This window comes from Sporosarcina sp. SG10008 (assembly GCF_044569405.1).
Taxonomy (GTDB): Bacteria; Bacillota; Bacilli; order Bacillales_A; family Planococcaceae; genus Sporosarcina; species Sporosarcina psychrophila.
Window position 1 is genome coordinate 3,099,947 of record NZ_CP172607.1, and the last position, 15,055, is coordinate 3,115,001.

The following is a 15,055-nucleotide window of genomic DNA, read 5'->3' on the forward strand; positions in this document are numbered from 1 at the left end:
CCACTTGTAGGAATAGAGCCGTTGCTATGTCATTCTTCATTCGAACCAATACACCGCTCGCACTCAAACAATGGGGATTCAATCTGCTCTACAATTTCACATCCACATTCACGACAAATTTTTCTCGGCAATTCTTTCCTATTGTTGTTTGTTTGCATATAAATCTCCTCCACTCTCATATTTTTTACCTCCATTTGTAAATCAATTTAATTTTTCATACCCCGGCAGTGTCAAAAATTCAACGAAGTCATCTTGCACGATTAATGCTGAAAACAGTTCTGCAGCTGCTTCATATTTATCAGTAGTGAACGCAGTGTCACCAACAGTCTGTTTGATTAATTCCAGTTCCTCTTGCAATACTTTTGCAACCAATTTCTCTGTAATATCCGGCCCATCGCTAAGTTTCCCTTGCGGATGACGAATCCATTGCCATACTTGTGATCTTGAAATTTCAGCTGTCGCCGCATCTTCCATCAAATTATTAATAGGAGCTGCCCCGTTCCCTCTGAGCCAAGAAGCAATATATTGAATGCCTACACTGCAATTCATTCGCAAACCTTGTTCCGTAATCGTTCCTTTTGGGACTTCCAACAGGTCATCAGCAGTTACTTTGACATCTTCTCGTTTACGACCAATCTGATTCGGTGTCGGCATATGCTCGTTGAACTGCTCCATCGCAACCGCGACAAGTCCTGGGTGCGCTACCCACGTTCCGTCATGTCCATCCGTCGCTTCACGGCGTTTATCGTCACCTACTTTGCCAAATGCTGCTTCGTTTGCTTCTGGGTCATTTTTAATTGGAATTTGTGCAGCCATCCCACCGACTGCCGGTGCATTGCGCTTATGACAGGTTTGAATACAAAGCAATGTATAAGCCCGCATGAATGGCGATGTCATCGTTACTTGCCCACGATCAGGCAAGATAACGTCCGGTTGATTGCGCAGCCGTTTAATATAGCTGAAAATATAATCCCAGCGTCCACAATTGAGACCTGCTGAATGGTCCCGAAGTTCATATAGAATTTCGTCCATTTCAAATGCCGCCGCAATCGTTTCGATTAACACCGTTGCCCGAATTGTACCGGTTGGAATTCCAAGTTGCTGCTGCGCAAAGACAAACACATCGTTCCACAATCTTGCTTCCAAATGACTTTCAAGCTTAGGTAGGTAGAAATATGGCCCAGATCCGCGAGCGATTAATTCCTTGGCATTATGGAAAAAGTACAATCCGAAGTCAAAGAAACTTCCTGCAATCGACTCTCCATCAATTACGACATTCTTTTCCAGCAGATGCAATCCGCGCGGCCGTATCATGAGCACCGCGGGTTCATCGTTCAACTTGTATGTCTTTCCAGTGGAATGCTGTTCAAACTCAATCGTCCGCCGAACGGCATCTTTCATATTGAGCTGTCCTTCCAACATGTTTGCCCATGTGGGAGATGTTGCATCTTCAAAACAAGCCATGAATGTTTTTGCACCTGAATTCAATGCATTGATGACCATCTTCCGACCGACAGGACCAGTAATTTCCACTCGTCTGTCCTGCAGATCATGCGGGAGGGATGCAATTGTCCAATCCCCATCCCGTATAGATTGTGTTTCGGGTAAGAAATCCAGTTTTATTCCACTGTCGATGCTACTTTGACGCTGTTGCCGGTTAGCCAAAAGCTCTCTCCGTCTTTCGTCAAAGTTATCATGAAGAGATTGTAGGAATGCAAGTGCTTCCGGCGTTAAAATCTCTTCACTTTCAGCAGTCAGTTCGCCTAAAACTTTTATAGTATGAGATGTCACTTGATTCGTAGACAGATTGATCACCCTCCCCGATTGTTGTTGGTGCCCAATTACTGATACCATTCATGCCCTTCGAATTGTGGCAGCAACTTGCACCGAAAGTTCAAACAAATTGCGCGGTTTCCGTCGAGCCCTTCATCGCGGTTGTAGAAGATGTACCGCCAGAAATGATCTGTGACACTTCGTCGAAGTATCCTGTTCCAACTTCACGTTGGTGTCTAGTCGCTGTGTATCCTTTGTCTTCATTAGCAAATTCAGCCTGTTGCAGTTTTGAATATGCCGCCATTCCATTGTCTTTATAGTCATGTGCAAGGTTAAACATGCTGTGGTTCAATGAATGGAAGCCCGCAAGTGTAACGAACTGGAATTTGTAGCCCATTTTACCGAGTTCCACTTGGTATTTCGCGATTGTCGCTTCATCCAAATTTGCTTCCCAGTTGAATGAAGGCGAGCAGTTGTAAGCAAGCATTTTCCCTGGGAATTTTGCATGGATTGCATCTGCAAACTGTTGTGCCTCTTCCAGAGATGGATGCGATGTTTCACACCAGACAAGATCTGCATAAGGTGCATAAGCCAATCCGCGTGCAATCGCTTGATCGATACCAGGTTTCGTCCGGTAGAATCCTTCAGGCGTACGTTCTCCAGTAAGAAATTCAGCGTCTACTGGATCAATATCACTTGTGACCATATCTGCTGCATCTGCATCTGTCCGTGAAATAAGAACAGTAGGTACGCCGAGAACGTCAGCCGCAAGTCTTGCAGCAACTAAGTTACGGATTGCATTTTGTGTAGGTAGCAATACTTTACCACCCAAGTGTCCACATTTTTTTTCGGATGCAAGTTGGTCTTCAAGGTGAACGCCTGCTGCTCCAGCTTCTATCATGCCTTTCATTAATTCGAATACGTTAAGTGGTCCTCCGAAACCTGCTTCAGCGTCTGCAATAATTGGAGCGAACCAGTCAAAACCGTCTACGCGCCCTTCTGAGTGGTCGATTTGGTCAGCCCGTTGAAGTGCCTGGTTGATACGTTTGACGACAGAAGGAACACTATTTGCCGGATATAAACTTTGGTCCGGATACATTTGACCCGAAAGGTTTGCATCTGCCGCCACTTGCCAACCACTTAGATAGATTGCTTGAAGTCCAGCTTTTACTTGTTGAACAGCTTGATTTCCTGTTAGAGCACCAAGAGCATTGATGAAATCTTCTTCATGCAATGAACTCCATAAGCGAGTTGCACCTTTTGTTGCCAGTGTTTGTTCAATTAAAACAGATCCACGTAGCTTCACAACATCTTCGGCAGTGTAAGGACGTTCAATTCCTTTCCATCTGCTATCCTCCGCCCAGCTTTTCTCCAATTGTTTAATCTGCTCTTGTCTAGTCATATCTACAGTCACACCTTCCAGTTTTTTTATGTTCAACCAGTTATGAAATTAATTCTTTAGTACTGTTTCATAACAGCTGAAGTTGTTATACAGTAATATATAACAGAAGATACAAAGTTGTCTGTTCTTTCCGACGAAAGGGCATTATTTTAGGATGAACTCGATTTTACGATGATGAAGTAGTTTGTTATTTTAGAGTTTCATAGAAAACAAGGGGGAAACAAATATGGTAATTACAAGAGAAACGTTAGAACAATATGTTTCTATACTAGGTGATTGGATACCGAAAGACGCCGCAATCGCGATTGCCATGGGCGACCGCTACATTTATTATGTGGAAGGCATTCAGGATATCCAACTAATAGAGGGGCAACCTGTTGTACCCGGCAGCATTGCAGATAAAGTAATTAATAAACGACTCAAAGTTGATAAAGTTATGGATAACACATTGTTCGGGTCCCCGTATTATGGAATCGGTTATCCGATTGACCTCCAAGGCGAGCCCGCTGCACTACTTGTCATTTTGCCTTCAAACTATCATATACTGAAACAAGAACCCTTTCGTTTCCTCACGGGCAAACAGGAAGAAGAATGGTGTCCAATTCCAATTGAAGAGATCGCATATATAGAAAGCTTGCAAAAGAAAACTTGGTTTTATGTTGCAAGTGAACAATTCTGTATCAGCTACACGCTGAAAGATTTACAATTACGACTGCCAAAGACGTTTCTACGTATCCATCGGTCTTACATTGTTAACATCCCATCTATCCAGCGCATTTCCAGGGACATTACTTCTAATCTAGTACTTACATTGAGAGATGGGACAGAGTTGCCTGTTGGTCAGACGTATATGGCTGATGTTAGGAAAGCGCTTGGATTTTAGGGTGATTAGGGGCGAGGTTGAGTGTTGGTCGTTTGGGTATGCTTGGTTGGTGAGGTTATATGATTGGTTGAATAGTGGATATGCTTGGTTGGCAGGGTTATATGATCGCATTGACTGTGGATATGCTCGGTTTCAGTGGGATATGATCGCTTGGACTGCGGATATGCTCGGTGTCAAGGATATATGATCGCTTTGACTGCGGGTATGCTCGGTTTCATTGGGATATGATCGCTTTGACTGTGGATATGCTTGGTGTCAGTGGGATATGATCGCTTTGACAGTGGGGGTATGCTCGGTTTCATTGTTATATGATCGCTTTGACTGTGGGCATGCTCGGTGTCAGTGGGATATGATCGCTTTGACTGTGGGGGTATGCTCGGTTTCATTGTTATATGATCGCTTTGACTGTGGGCATGCTCGGTGTCATTGGGATCTGATCGCTTGGACAGTGGCTATGCTCGGTTTCATGGGTATATGATCGCTTTGACAGCGGCTATGCTCGGTGTCATGGATATATGATCGCTTGGACAGTGGATATGCTCGGTGTCTTTGGGATATGATCGCTTTGACAGTGGATATAATTGGTGTCAAGCCTATATGATCGCTTTGACAGTGGATATGCTCGGTTGGTGGAGTTATATGATCGGTCTACACACTAATTTAGACACTTAAAGGAATAAAAAAAGCCGCCTGGAAATTAATCTAGGGCGGCTTTCGCAATTCATTAGCATATTATTTCTTGATTAATTCCAATTCAACTGGAATTGACGCTTCCACTGTTTCACCTTTGAGTGATAGAACAGCTGCTTCTACTGCTTTTTTACCGATAAGATCCGGTTTTTGAGCGACAGTTCCAGCCAACTTTCCTGCTTCGACTGATTTTACTGCATCATCTGTTGCATCGAATCCAACAACTTTCACTTCTTTCCCTGCGGCTTCAATTGCTTCAAGTGCGCCAAGTGCCATCTCGTCATTATGCGCGAACACGCCTTTAATGTCAGGGTTTGCTTGCATGATATTCTCCATAACTGTCAATCCTTCAGCACGGTTGAAATTCGCTGTTTGTTTAGCAACGATATCCAATTTACCTTTTACTATTTCATTGAAGCCCATTCCACGGTCACGTGCGGCCGAAGAACCAGCGATTCCTTCCAATTCTACAACTTTTGCTCCATCGCCAACTAAATCAGCTAAGAACTGACCAGCCAATTCTCCGCCTGCTTTGTTATCTGAAGCGATATGAGAAACAACGTCTCCGCCTTCAGAGCTTCGGTCGACTGTGACAACAGGAATTCCTGCATTGTTTGCAGATTCAACCGCGGCTACAACTGCGCTAGAATCCGTCGGGTTAATCAAAATCAAGTCCACGCCTTGTTGGATTAAATCCTCTACATCACTCGCTTGTTTTGCTGCATCATCCTGTGCATCGATAACTGTTAACGTTGCATCCATTTCTTTCGCTTGCTCTTTTGCTCCTTCGCTCAATGTTACGAAGAACGGGTTATTCAACGTTGAAATGGAAAAACCAATTTTATAACTTCCTTCTCCACCTTTAGTTTCTTCATCTTTCTTGGCTCCTGGTGCCTCTGTTGAACATGCTGCAAGTACGAGCATAATTGCCATGATTAATACTAATTTCACTTTTTTCATTTCTTAACATCCCCTTAAGCTGTTTTTTTACGATCCAATAGAACCGCGACCAATATAACTGCACCCTTCACCACTTGTTGGAAGAAGGAGGATACACCGATAAGATTAAGACCATTATTCAAAACACCAATAATGAGTGCTCCAATCAACGTCCCCACAATCCAACCCCGTCCACCCGTCAAACTTGTCCCCCCAAGGACAACTGCCGCAATGGCGTCAAGTTCAAACATGTTACCCGCAGTTGGTTGAGCGGAATTTAGCCTTGATGTTAAAATCAATGCAGCAAGTGCCGCTAGCATTCCCGTCAGTGCATAAACGTAAATTTTAATACGATCTACGCTGATTCCAGAAAGTCGTGAAGCTTCTTCATTGCCACCTACTGCGTATACGCGACGACCAAATGTAGTCTTTTTCAAAATGAAATACAAAATCCCAAAAGTAATGGCCATCGTTATAACAGGGACAGGAATTCCGAAGAAGTACCCTTTCCCTAGCAACTGAAACGCTTGTGAATCACCAAGTCCTGAAATTGGTTTTCCTTCTGTGTATACAAGAGTCAATCCACGGTAAATCGTCATCGTTGCAAGTGTTGCGATGAACGGAGCAACTTTTCCTTTGGCAATTATGACGCCGTTAATTGCACCAAGAACAGCTCCTAGAAGTAATCCGAGGAACATTGCGAGAAGCGGGTCCATTCCACCAGCCATTAATCCGGCAGTCACCGCTCCCGTTAAAGCTAATATCGACCCAACAGATAAATCGATGCCGCCTGTCAAAATGACGAAGGTCATCCCAAATGCTATGAGCGCATTTATCGACACTTGTCTTAAAACATTGAGTAAGTTGTTAAGCGTAAGAAAATTCGGACTCATGATTGAAATGATAATGACAATTAATAAGAGCCCAATAAGGGGTCCGATTTTTTGCAGTACCGACTGTGTATTAGATTTGAGCAACTTTGTCACCTCCCGTAGCATAATGCATAATTCGTTCTTGCGTCATTTCAGCTTTTTGCAGTTCGGCTGTAAGTGTACCTTCATGCATGACAAGTACCCGATCTGCCATGCCAATAATTTCGGGAAGTTCAGACGAAATCATCAAAATCGCGACACCTTTTTCGGCAAGTTCATTAATGATCGAGTAAATTTCTTTTTTTGCTCCGACGTCCACACCTCGGGTCGGCTCATCTAAAATCAGCACATTCGGTTCGATACCCAGCCATTTCGCAATAACGACTTTCTGCTGGTTTCCCCCGCTAAGCGATTTGGCAGCTTGGTTGGGACCCGACGTTCGGACACCCAACCGTTTTACCATTGTTTCGTACAACACTTTCTCTTCATTCGCTTTGATGATGCCATTGCTTGAAACTTTATTGAAATTCGTTAAGCTTAAATTGTCTTTTACCGAGAAATCTACGATAAGGCCTTCCGACTTCCGGTCTTCCGTAACATAGCCGAAACCTAGTTTTTTCGCTTGTAGTGGACTGCTGATTTTCACAGGTTTTCCATTAAGAGAAATTGTTCCCTTTTGCAGTTTTTTATAACCGAATAAGGATTGAGCAACTTCGGTTCTTCCCGCTCCCATCAAACCTGCAATACCGAGAACTTCACCTTTACGCAACTCAAACGATATATCTTCGAAATGCCCGTTGCGTGTCAAACCACTTGCCGTCAATTTCACATCACCAATTGTAGCGTTACGCTCTGGGAATCGTTCACCCAGTTCGCGTCCGACCATCATCTGAACAATTTCATCAAATGACGTTTCTTTAATCTCTTTGACTCCAACATAATTGCCATCACGTAAAATGGTAATTCGGTCACATAATGCAAAAATCTCTTCCATCCGGTGTGATATGTAAACAAACGATACACCGTTCGATTGAAGGGCTCTGATTGTTTCAAACAACGATACGATTTCTCGCTCAGTTAGTGCAGCTGTCGGCTCGTCCATAACAATCACTTCTGCATTCGATGACATCGCTTTGGCAATCTCAATGATTTGCTGTTTACCTACCGAAAGTTCCCGGGCAACTGTTTTTACGTCGACATCCAGTCCGAGTTCTCCCAAAATCACCTTTGCTTTCTTATTCATTTCTTTGGTTTTTAAAATACCACTTTTACCAAACGTCTTTTCATTCCCCAAAAACAAATTTTCAGCGACCGTCAAATCTGGCAATATATTTAGTTCCTGATGTATAACTGCAATTCCAGCATGTTCTGCTTCTTTCGGGTTTTTGAAATCGACTAGCTTGCCCCTCACTTTGACTTCACCTGTATCACGTGCATAAATACCGGTTAGTATTTTCATTAGCGTTGATTTCCCCGCACCATTCTCACCCATTAAGGCATGAATCTCTCCCTTTTTCACGGAGAATTCCACATTAGTAAGAACGGAGTTCCCATCAAAAGACTTTGAAATCCCAGTCATTTCAATCATACTTCTTCACCCACTTTCATTTAGCAGTCTTTGACGGTGATAGTCACCCAGATCTCCGAGCTCTCTTAAAATATGACGCCCGACTGCAGAACAATATTTGCAAAAGGCGTTGCTTCACCGGTGCGAATGATTACTTTTGATTTGTGCGTCAATTGCTTCAAATCTTCATGTGCCAGCTTTGTTATACTTGGTAATTTAGTGCAAAGGATTTCATACACTTCAGTATTACGACTCTCTATTTCACTCGCAATAAATGCATGTTCTACTTCCAAATCTTCCAAAACCACGCCTACTATTTCAATAAAAGAAGGTTTTCCAATCGTATATGAAAGATCGATACAATGGACACCATCTGGTATAGGCAATCCGCAATCCGCTATTGTCACTTGATCGGTATGACCAAGCTTTGCAAAAACGGCTGCCAGTTCACGATTCAATATGCCATGTTTTTTCATCGCCAATCACTCCCGAGTCGCAGTTCTACGTCAGCGCGCGCCGGCATACCACCTTGTGCACCAAATTTCTCGACGGATAAAGATGCGGCAGCGTTTGCAAACGTAACCGCTTCAGTCAATTCAAATCCTTCGACAATCGCATACGCAAATGCACCGTTGAACGTGTCCCCTGCTCCTGTCGTATCGACAACGTCTGTCTTAAAACCTTCTATGATGACATGCTTTTCACCATCATAATAACGAGCTCCTGCACTGCCGAGTGTAACAATTAATTGATTTGGATAACTTTCCAACGCAGCCTCCATATCCGGCCCAAAAATTTGTTCACATTCTGTCTCATTCGGTGTTAGGTACGTAAGATATGACATAAATTCATTTTGGAAACCTCCAGCAGGTGCCGGATTCAATAACACAGGAACATTCAGATCAGCGCAGATTTTCAACGTATGTATAATTGTCGGTATCGGTATTTCAAGTTGCAGTAAAACAAGTTTACTTGCTCGAATCGTTTCTTTCATTTCATCAATGCATGCAGGCGTCAGTTCATAATTCGCACCTGGTACGACGATGATTCGGTTATCTCCATCCGACAACAATATATTGGCAATGCCAGTAGCTACCCCCGTACTCTCCGTTACTCCGGAAACGTCTACTGAGTTGCCCTTCAAGTTTTCCAGTAATTCCTCACCAAAACCATCATTCCCAACATTTGCCACCATATGGACATTCCCGCCAAGACGGGCTGCAGCCACTGCTTGATTGGCTCCTTTGCCTCCTGGCACCGTGGTGAATAATTGGCCTAAAACTGTTTCACCTTGTTTTGGGAATACATCTGTTTGCACAACTAAATCCATATTGACGCTACCGACAACCGTAATCATCATTGTTCACTCCTCGTTGTCCCTCGAATAATCAGTTTAACTGGAACTTGAATTTCTTTTTCTTCGAGCTCTATTTCTTCAATTAACTTAATAAGCATTCGTGTAACGAGTGCCCCTAGCTTATATATATCTTGCGCTACTGTTGTTAGCCCAGGTGATAACATACCGCCAAGTGCTATACCGTCAAACCCGACAATTTGCAACTCATCAGGTACGATAATTCCTAGTGAATGTGCTGCTTTCAACACACCTGCCGCCGAGACATCGCTACTTGCAAAAAACCCATCAATTCCTTTGTGCTCTGACAGAAATTTTCTAGCTATCTCTTCTGATTGCTCAAAATGAAATGGACACTCGATAATATGCGTCACTATTTCCTTACCTTCTACAGCCTCTAAAAAACCGTCTAATCGGTCATCCGCCGGTCCAAGTCCTGTCGGTCCACGCATGCAGACGATATGTTGACAACCTTGTTCGATTAAATGGGTGGTTCCTAAACGTGCGCCTTCTTTGTTGTTCGATGAAACTGTCGGTATCGAAGCATCTATTGTACGATCCAGTGCAACCACTGGTATATCCAAATTTTGATAATGACTCGCTTGCAACTGATTCGTTGTGACGATGAAACCCGCTACATATTTTTGCCTTAATGTCTCAATATAGTGGATTTCTTTTTCTGCTTTTTCATCCGAATTGCACAACACGACCGTATAGTCATAAGTTAGTGCAACATCTTCCACTGCACGAGCAAGCTCTGGGAAAAACGGATTCATAATATCCGGTACAATTAAGCCAATAAGTTTCGTTTGCTTCGTACTTAATGATCGCGCAACAAGGTTCGGTTTATAATCCAATTCTTTGATTGCCCGTCCAATAACCTCTTTTGCTTCTTTACTAACATATCCTTTTTGGTTTATAAAGCGTGAAACAGTCGCAACTGAAACACCGGACTTCTTTGCTACATCCCGAATATTGGCCAACTATTTCACCCTTTTCTATTATGTGTAACCGGTTACACACATAATACCAATCTATTGATTTGTTTGTCAACAACAGTTTCATTCCATTCATTCACAATACGCAAACAGCCACAAAAGTAAGATTCACTTTTGTGGCTGTTTTTATGTCATTTACTGTTTCTTTATTGCTGAAACAAACTGCTCTGTTCCTTTCATCGATTCATCATACAAGTCCTGGGACAGTTTTTTCGTACTTTCAACCGTCGCAGGCCAGTTTTCTTTCATGTCGTTGAATGCATCCAGGAATAGTGTTTGTTGTTTGTTGATGTCTCCGATTGGAAATGCGTACTTTTCCAGGTTGGCAAGTTTCATGAAATCATTCACTTTATGATGATAAGAAATTGCCATGACAGGTGTTTCAGTGCATGTCGCCAAAATCAGGGAATGGAGCCTCGTCCCAATAATAATGTCTTGCTGTGCTGTCACATCAAGGATCATAGTTGGTAGTAGATTATCATCGATGATTGTCGTCTTATCTTTATGTGTCATTTTCTTCTGAATATCTTTTGTAACATCTGCATCTTGTGGGAATTTTGTCGCGAAAAATGTCAGCTCAACATTGTCTAGTTCAGCTAGATTGTCCAGATTCTTTGCCATGCCTTCTATATAATCGTTATAGATGGCAGGATTCCCTTCAGGCCAATAGCCTGCATTGTAATAAGGAACAGCTGTGATACCGATTTTCGTCGGAACTGTCGATTTCTCAACACCCGTTTGACGCAAGGAAAACGCTGGATCGCCGATAGTCAAAACCCGTTCTTTCACACCGATTGACTTCAACAGTTCAACAGATTCGGGATCGCGTACCGAGATACTTTCTGCATGTTTAGCCATATAGCGAATGAACCATTTTCCTATACCGCTGCTTAGCGGACCCGCGCCGCATCCGTAAACAACATAAGGCGTCTTCGAATTTTTAGCCATCATTGCATATGACCCAAATAATGGCGCTTCCCTTTTATATAAATCCATTAAGATTCCGCCGCCACCAATAATCAGCAAATCAAACGTCTTTACGATTCTCTTATTATTTTGGTACGTTTTAAAAAATGTCTTTACTGCGTTGCCATTTTTATAATACAGTGGAAAACTAGTCACTCCATACCGTTCTGCTGTTTGTTTAGGATTATTACTAAATACCGTTAAATCATTACTGTCTATCTTGAACGTTGACGTCACTTGTTTAATAATGCTGAATAAGATCGCTTCGTCCCCGTTATTATCGTTGCCATAATTGCCTACAATACCTATTTTCATTAGCCGACTTCCTCTACTACATGATGAATTTAGTATAACATAGCTGTGCTACTCGATGAAAATGGAACCCTTTAGCCCGAAGTTGCACTTGTACATTTCCGGCTCGCTTTGGACGATGAAAGAATAGCAACCTTTCTATAGAGGTTACACGTGCCCGAAGATGAAATTTCGGGCACGTCACCGCTTTTAATAAAGCAAAGATCATACAAGTAACAGTATGACGCTAGATAGAAAGTGACACTGCCTTTCATTCGAAAAGGAAACGCTATTAAAAAGGAGTAAGCAGCCAAAATTGCATCTTTGGCTGCTCCTTTATAAATAGGTGAGTGGTTATTCACTCGTTCCCAAAGTTTTTAGCACTTCGTGTACCTGTAACTTTGGAGAGCAACGGACGAACGGTCACCATACGATTAACGAAAAAGCTGCGTAGGATGCGACTTTGTCGCACCCTACGCAGCAAGAAATTCCGATAATTCTATAGTAGTCGTTCAGTCCAAAGTGATCCAAAAGCACCTGTTCATAGGGTGTCTAGTGTCTTGCGCTTTTCGGGGCTAAAACGGCGCCTTCCGCTTTTTTTATTTATTAATACTGCGGTATAGGAATGCGCTGAATTGCGCACGGTTCACAGGTTTATTCGGCTCGAAATTGCCTTTTTCATTCCCTGTTGTAATCCCACTGTTTGCTAGAATATGAACTTGTTTATACGCCCAGTGACTTGTAGGGACGTCTTTGAATTTCTTAGACGATTCGCCTGACAGTTTGTACGCTTTCACAAGGATTGCTGCCATTTGAGCACGTGTCAACTGGCCAGCCGGGTCGAATGTTCCGTCCCCTTTACCGCCTACTAGATTCGCACTTGCAATAGCATTGATTTCATTGTAATAACGGTGTTTTTTAGGTACGTCTTTAAACTGTTGTGTACTTGCAACAGATGCATCTAAGTTGAACACACGACTTAAAATGACGGCCGCATGTTCTCGCGACAATGTATTTCCTGGGTTAAACTTACCATCCAAATCTCCTTGTATATAACCAAGGTCTTTTAGGAAACTTATTTCTGTATAGTATGCGTAAGTGGAAGGTATATCAGAAAACGCTGGTGTATCATCAGACAAAACGATAGGAATGCTTGTCGTTTTCGATCCGAGTGTCACATTTACTGACCCCTTGCCTGCTTTATTAACAGCTTTAAAGGCCCCAGCCGGTGTAATCGTTCCGATATCACCTGTAACGCTCCACTTCACTTGTTCTGGAGAATAAATGATTGGCTTTCCTAGTGCATCCGTTGCATTTGCTTTATAGGTCACGCTTGCACCTGGTTTCACTTTCGTTGTAGAAGGTACAATTGTTAACTTAGCCGGTGCATCGACAACTGATACAGGGAATGACTGCTTCGCATTTCCATATTGCACGGAAACTCGATCTTCCCCAGCTTTTACGGCACTGTACGTTAGTCCCGAACCAGCAACGCTACCTTTTTCTGCTGTCACTTGAATCTGACTGTTGTCCACTTTTAATGGATTGTAATAAGCATCCAGTAAGTAATTCACTGTCAAGGATGTTTTTGAACCTACAAGCATCGTACCAACTTGATTGCGCGAAACGCTAAGTTGTGCAGGTTCGCTTACAGGTGCTGTACTGATTGCTTCCATGATTGCGGACACCTGGCGTTCCGAAGAATCTGACGTCCGGTTTGCCAGCACGACCGTATTACTGCCATGATTCCGTACACCCATCGCTGTAGAACCGCCACCATCGAAATTGAGTGCCCGATCATAGCCTTGTGCTGCTAAATAATTTGCGAATTGTGTAAGCGACATCCCGTTGCTATAGCCTCTAACGTTGTCTACTGTTACAAGATGCACTTGTTTCTTATCTTTACTAATAGCTATTGCTGTACGCGCAGTAAGTGCAGTAGCTCGTGAATTAGATGTATTCATCGTAATATTCACCTTGCCATCTTTCAATAACATCGGACCGCTCGCCAACATGAACTCAGAATCCATCCATTTATCATCGATAGTCAATGCAAGGGTTACATCTTCTCCCACTTGCATATTTTTGAATTTCTCAAGACCTTTTGCGCCATGAACAGAAAGAACGAATCCTGTTTTAGGTATTTCTACTTTCTCTTTCGATCCATAACCGCGTACTTTCACAACTTTGCCCGTCAGTTTCTGGCCGTATTGTGTATTTGTAATTGGCTGTCCTGTGTCGATAACTATTTCAATTCCGTACTGATTGGAATTCGTATGTGTCTCAATATTCTGTGGTGTGAAAATGATTGTTTCATCATCTTGACGCTGACGATTTATCCCCGTCAATAGATGGTTTGTTCCTTTGTAATCCATACGAACATTAAAATTAAATTGATCGATTTCAGAAAGTCCATCTTTCGTCACACCAAATGCAATCGGTTGACTTACATAATTACTTGTCGAATCGGAGATCACGCCGCCATTAACAATCTCGTTCCCCTGTGAAATCAAATACATCGGCAAGCCGTTTTTCATGTCGAAAAATGAAGCATTAATCGCCCCAACGACACGGTTCCCATCTTTTGAATCGCGATTTGCGAGCACTGTTGTTGCTTGTCTCTTCGCAATCGGTGAAGGAAGACCAACTTGTAATTTGGTATATGGATCTCCTAAATTGACAGATAGATGATTTATGTATTTTGAAGCTGATTGCGTATATTGAGAATAAGTTACACCCGATGATACTGGATAACTCTTCACCGCATTCTGATTGGCCGAGGCACTTGCTGGTACAGTCCAAAGAAGCGTGGCTGCTACCGCTGTCATTGCGACTTGTTTACTGAAACGTTTCATTGAAGCTACTTTACTAGTGATAAAACGACACTCTCCCTTCCTATGAATATACAGCTTACCAAAGGATTCGATATATTACCATAATCCATAAGAAGGAAATTAAGAGAAAAGCAGTCTAAGTTCGCGACATCGTGTCGCAATGACTGCATGACCTACATCCTGTAGACCCAAGCGGAAGGCGCCATCTATATTTTCGGCACTACTTATATAGAATTAACTAGGTGGTATCCCTCACCCGTATAACGAACAACTCTAGCGAAGGAGCGACACTAATGAAAGGCAGCCAAATATCGCCGCGTCCTGCGGCAATGGCTGCACACCCGCATCCTGCAGGCGCCGGAGCAATAAGACCAAGGAGGGATGCAGTTCAATCCCTCCCTAGTGATCTTCTGACGGGCTTATTGCGTGAGGCCATCACCAAGCGACAAAGCGGTGTTGGAAGAACAGTCTAATTGTTAAATGCCG

At 42.9% G+C, this 15,055-nt stretch carries 13 protein-coding genes; 2 read left to right on the forward strand and 11 right to left on the reverse strand.

What is annotated here, in order from left to right:
- Positions 1-29: 29 nt before the first annotated feature.
- Genes yhfH through aceA form a run of 3 tightly spaced genes read right to left on the reverse strand, consistent with a single transcriptional unit; the run spans position 30 to position 3,175 of the window.
- Positions 30-194: a protein YhfH gene (gene yhfH / locus ACGLYD_RS14785; RefSeq protein ID WP_399628794.1), complete on the reverse strand. Its 165-nt coding sequence runs from the start codon at positions 192-194 to the stop codon at positions 30-32.
- 7 nt (positions 195-201) lie between these two features.
- A complete protein-coding gene (gene aceB, locus ACGLYD_RS14790; protein WP_399628796.1) occupies positions 202-1,854 on the reverse strand; it encodes a malate synthase A in 1,653 nt (550 codons plus the stop codon).
- A 40-nt stretch (positions 1,855-1,894) separates the two neighbouring features.
- Positions 1,895-3,175 (reverse strand): isocitrate lyase, encoded by a 1,281-nt coding sequence (gene aceA, locus ACGLYD_RS14795; RefSeq protein ID WP_187045671.1) that lies wholly within the window; start codon positions 3,173-3,175, stop codon positions 1,895-1,897.
- A 226-nt stretch (positions 3,176-3,401) separates the two neighbouring features.
- On the opposite strand from aceA, the gene ACGLYD_RS14800 reads away from it, so the two are divergent.
- Entirely contained in the window at positions 3,402-4,058 is a 657-nt protein-coding gene (locus ACGLYD_RS14800) for a LytTR family DNA-binding domain-containing protein (RefSeq protein ID WP_067212257.1), read from the forward strand.
- Positions 4,059-4,790: 732 nt separating this feature from the next.
- Here ACGLYD_RS14800 and rbsB read toward each other — a convergent pair.
- The 8 genes from rbsB to ACGLYD_RS14840 all read right to left on the reverse strand — a co-directional run bounded on the left by rbsB (position 4,791) and on the right by ACGLYD_RS14840 (position 14,590).
- Positions 4,791-5,708: a ribose ABC transporter substrate-binding protein RbsB gene (rbsB, locus tag ACGLYD_RS14805; RefSeq protein ID WP_399628800.1), complete on the reverse strand. Its 918-nt coding sequence runs from the start codon at positions 5,706-5,708 to the stop codon at positions 4,791-4,793.
- A gap of 14 nt (positions 5,709-5,722) precedes the next feature.
- On the reverse strand, positions 5,723-6,664 hold the full coding sequence (gene rbsC / locus ACGLYD_RS14810; protein ID WP_067212262.1) for a ribose ABC transporter permease: 942 nt from the start codon (positions 6,662-6,664) through the stop codon (positions 5,723-5,725).
- The gene (locus tag ACGLYD_RS14815; RefSeq protein ID WP_340740625.1) at positions 6,651-8,147 is read right to left on the reverse strand and encodes a sugar ABC transporter ATP-binding protein; all 1,497 of its coding nucleotides are present in this window, start codon (positions 8,145-8,147) and stop codon (positions 6,651-6,653) included. Before ACGLYD_RS14815 ends, rbsC begins: the two co-directional genes overlap by 14 nt.
- A gap of 65 nt (positions 8,148-8,212) precedes the next feature.
- Positions 8,213-8,602 (reverse strand): D-ribose pyranase, encoded by a 390-nt coding sequence (gene rbsD, locus ACGLYD_RS14820; protein WP_067212267.1) that lies wholly within the window; start codon positions 8,600-8,602, stop codon positions 8,213-8,215.
- Positions 8,599-9,483, reverse strand: a complete 885-nt coding sequence (gene rbsK / locus ACGLYD_RS14825) for a ribokinase (RefSeq protein ID WP_187047974.1) — start codon at positions 9,481-9,483, stop codon at positions 8,599-8,601. Before rbsK ends, rbsD begins: the two co-directional genes overlap by 4 nt.
- On the reverse strand, positions 9,483-10,463 hold the full coding sequence (locus tag ACGLYD_RS14830; RefSeq protein ID WP_399628804.1) for a LacI family DNA-binding transcriptional regulator: 981 nt from the start codon (positions 10,461-10,463) through the stop codon (positions 9,483-9,485). The genes rbsK and ACGLYD_RS14830 overlap by 1 nt, the downstream gene beginning before the upstream one ends.
- 150 nt (positions 10,464-10,613) lie before the next feature.
- On the reverse strand, positions 10,614-11,759 hold the full coding sequence (locus ACGLYD_RS14835) for a polysaccharide pyruvyl transferase family protein (protein ID WP_399628807.1): 1,146 nt from the start codon (positions 11,757-11,759) through the stop codon (positions 10,614-10,616).
- Positions 11,760-12,334: 575 nt separating this feature from the next.
- On the reverse strand, positions 12,335-14,590 hold the full coding sequence (locus ACGLYD_RS14840) for an S-layer homology domain-containing protein (protein WP_399628809.1): 2,256 nt from the start codon (positions 14,588-14,590) through the stop codon (positions 12,335-12,337).
- 272 nt (positions 14,591-14,862) lie between these two features.
- Between ACGLYD_RS14840 and ACGLYD_RS14845 the strand changes: the two genes are divergently transcribed.
- Positions 14,863-15,042 carry a hypothetical protein gene (locus tag ACGLYD_RS14845; RefSeq protein ID WP_399628811.1) on the forward strand — a complete coding sequence of 60 codons (180 nt, stop codon included), beginning with the start codon at positions 14,863-14,865 and terminating at the stop codon, positions 15,040-15,042.
- Positions 15,043-15,055 lie beyond the last annotated feature (13 nt).

What these genes read in the sequence shown, in the direction of transcription:
- ACGLYD_RS14815 (WP_340740625.1), bottom strand. Translation starts at nt 8,147, where the DNA reads ATGATTGAAATGACTGGGATTTCAAAGTCTTTTGATGGGAACTCCGTT.
- ACGLYD_RS14840 (WP_399628809.1), bottom strand. Translation starts at nt 14,590, where the DNA reads ATGAAACGTTTCAGTAAACAAGTCGCAATGACAGCGGTAGCAGCCACG.
- rbsK (WP_187047974.1), bottom strand. Translation starts at nt 9,483, where the DNA reads ATGATTACGGTTGTCGGTAGCGTCAATATGGATTTAGTTGTGCAAACA.
- rbsB (WP_399628800.1), bottom strand. Translation starts at nt 5,708, where the DNA reads ATGAAAAAAGTGAAATTAGTATTAATCATGGCAATTATGCTCGTACTT.
- yhfH (WP_399628794.1), bottom strand. Translation starts at nt 194, where the DNA reads ATGGAGGTAAAAAATATGAGAGTGGAGGAGATTTATATGCAAACAAAC.
- ACGLYD_RS14800 (WP_067212257.1), top strand. Translation starts at nt 3,402, where the DNA reads ATGGTAATTACAAGAGAAACGTTAGAACAATATGTTTCTATACTAGGT.
- aceA (WP_187045671.1), bottom strand. Translation starts at nt 3,175, where the DNA reads ATGACTAGACAAGAGCAGATTAAACAATTGGAGAAAAGCTGGGCGGAG.
- ACGLYD_RS14835 (WP_399628807.1), bottom strand. Translation starts at nt 11,759, where the DNA reads ATGAAAATAGGTATTGTAGGCAATTATGGCAACGATAATAACGGGGAC.
- ACGLYD_RS14845 (WP_399628811.1), top strand. Translation starts at nt 14,863, where the DNA reads ATGAAAGGCAGCCAAATATCGCCGCGTCCTGCGGCAATGGCTGCACAC.
- aceB (WP_399628796.1), bottom strand. Translation starts at nt 1,854, where the DNA reads ATGGTATCAGTAATTGGGCACCAACAACAATCGGGGAGGGTGATCAAT.
- rbsD (WP_067212267.1), bottom strand. Translation starts at nt 8,602, where the DNA reads ATGAAAAAACATGGCATATTGAATCGTGAACTGGCAGCCGTTTTTGCA.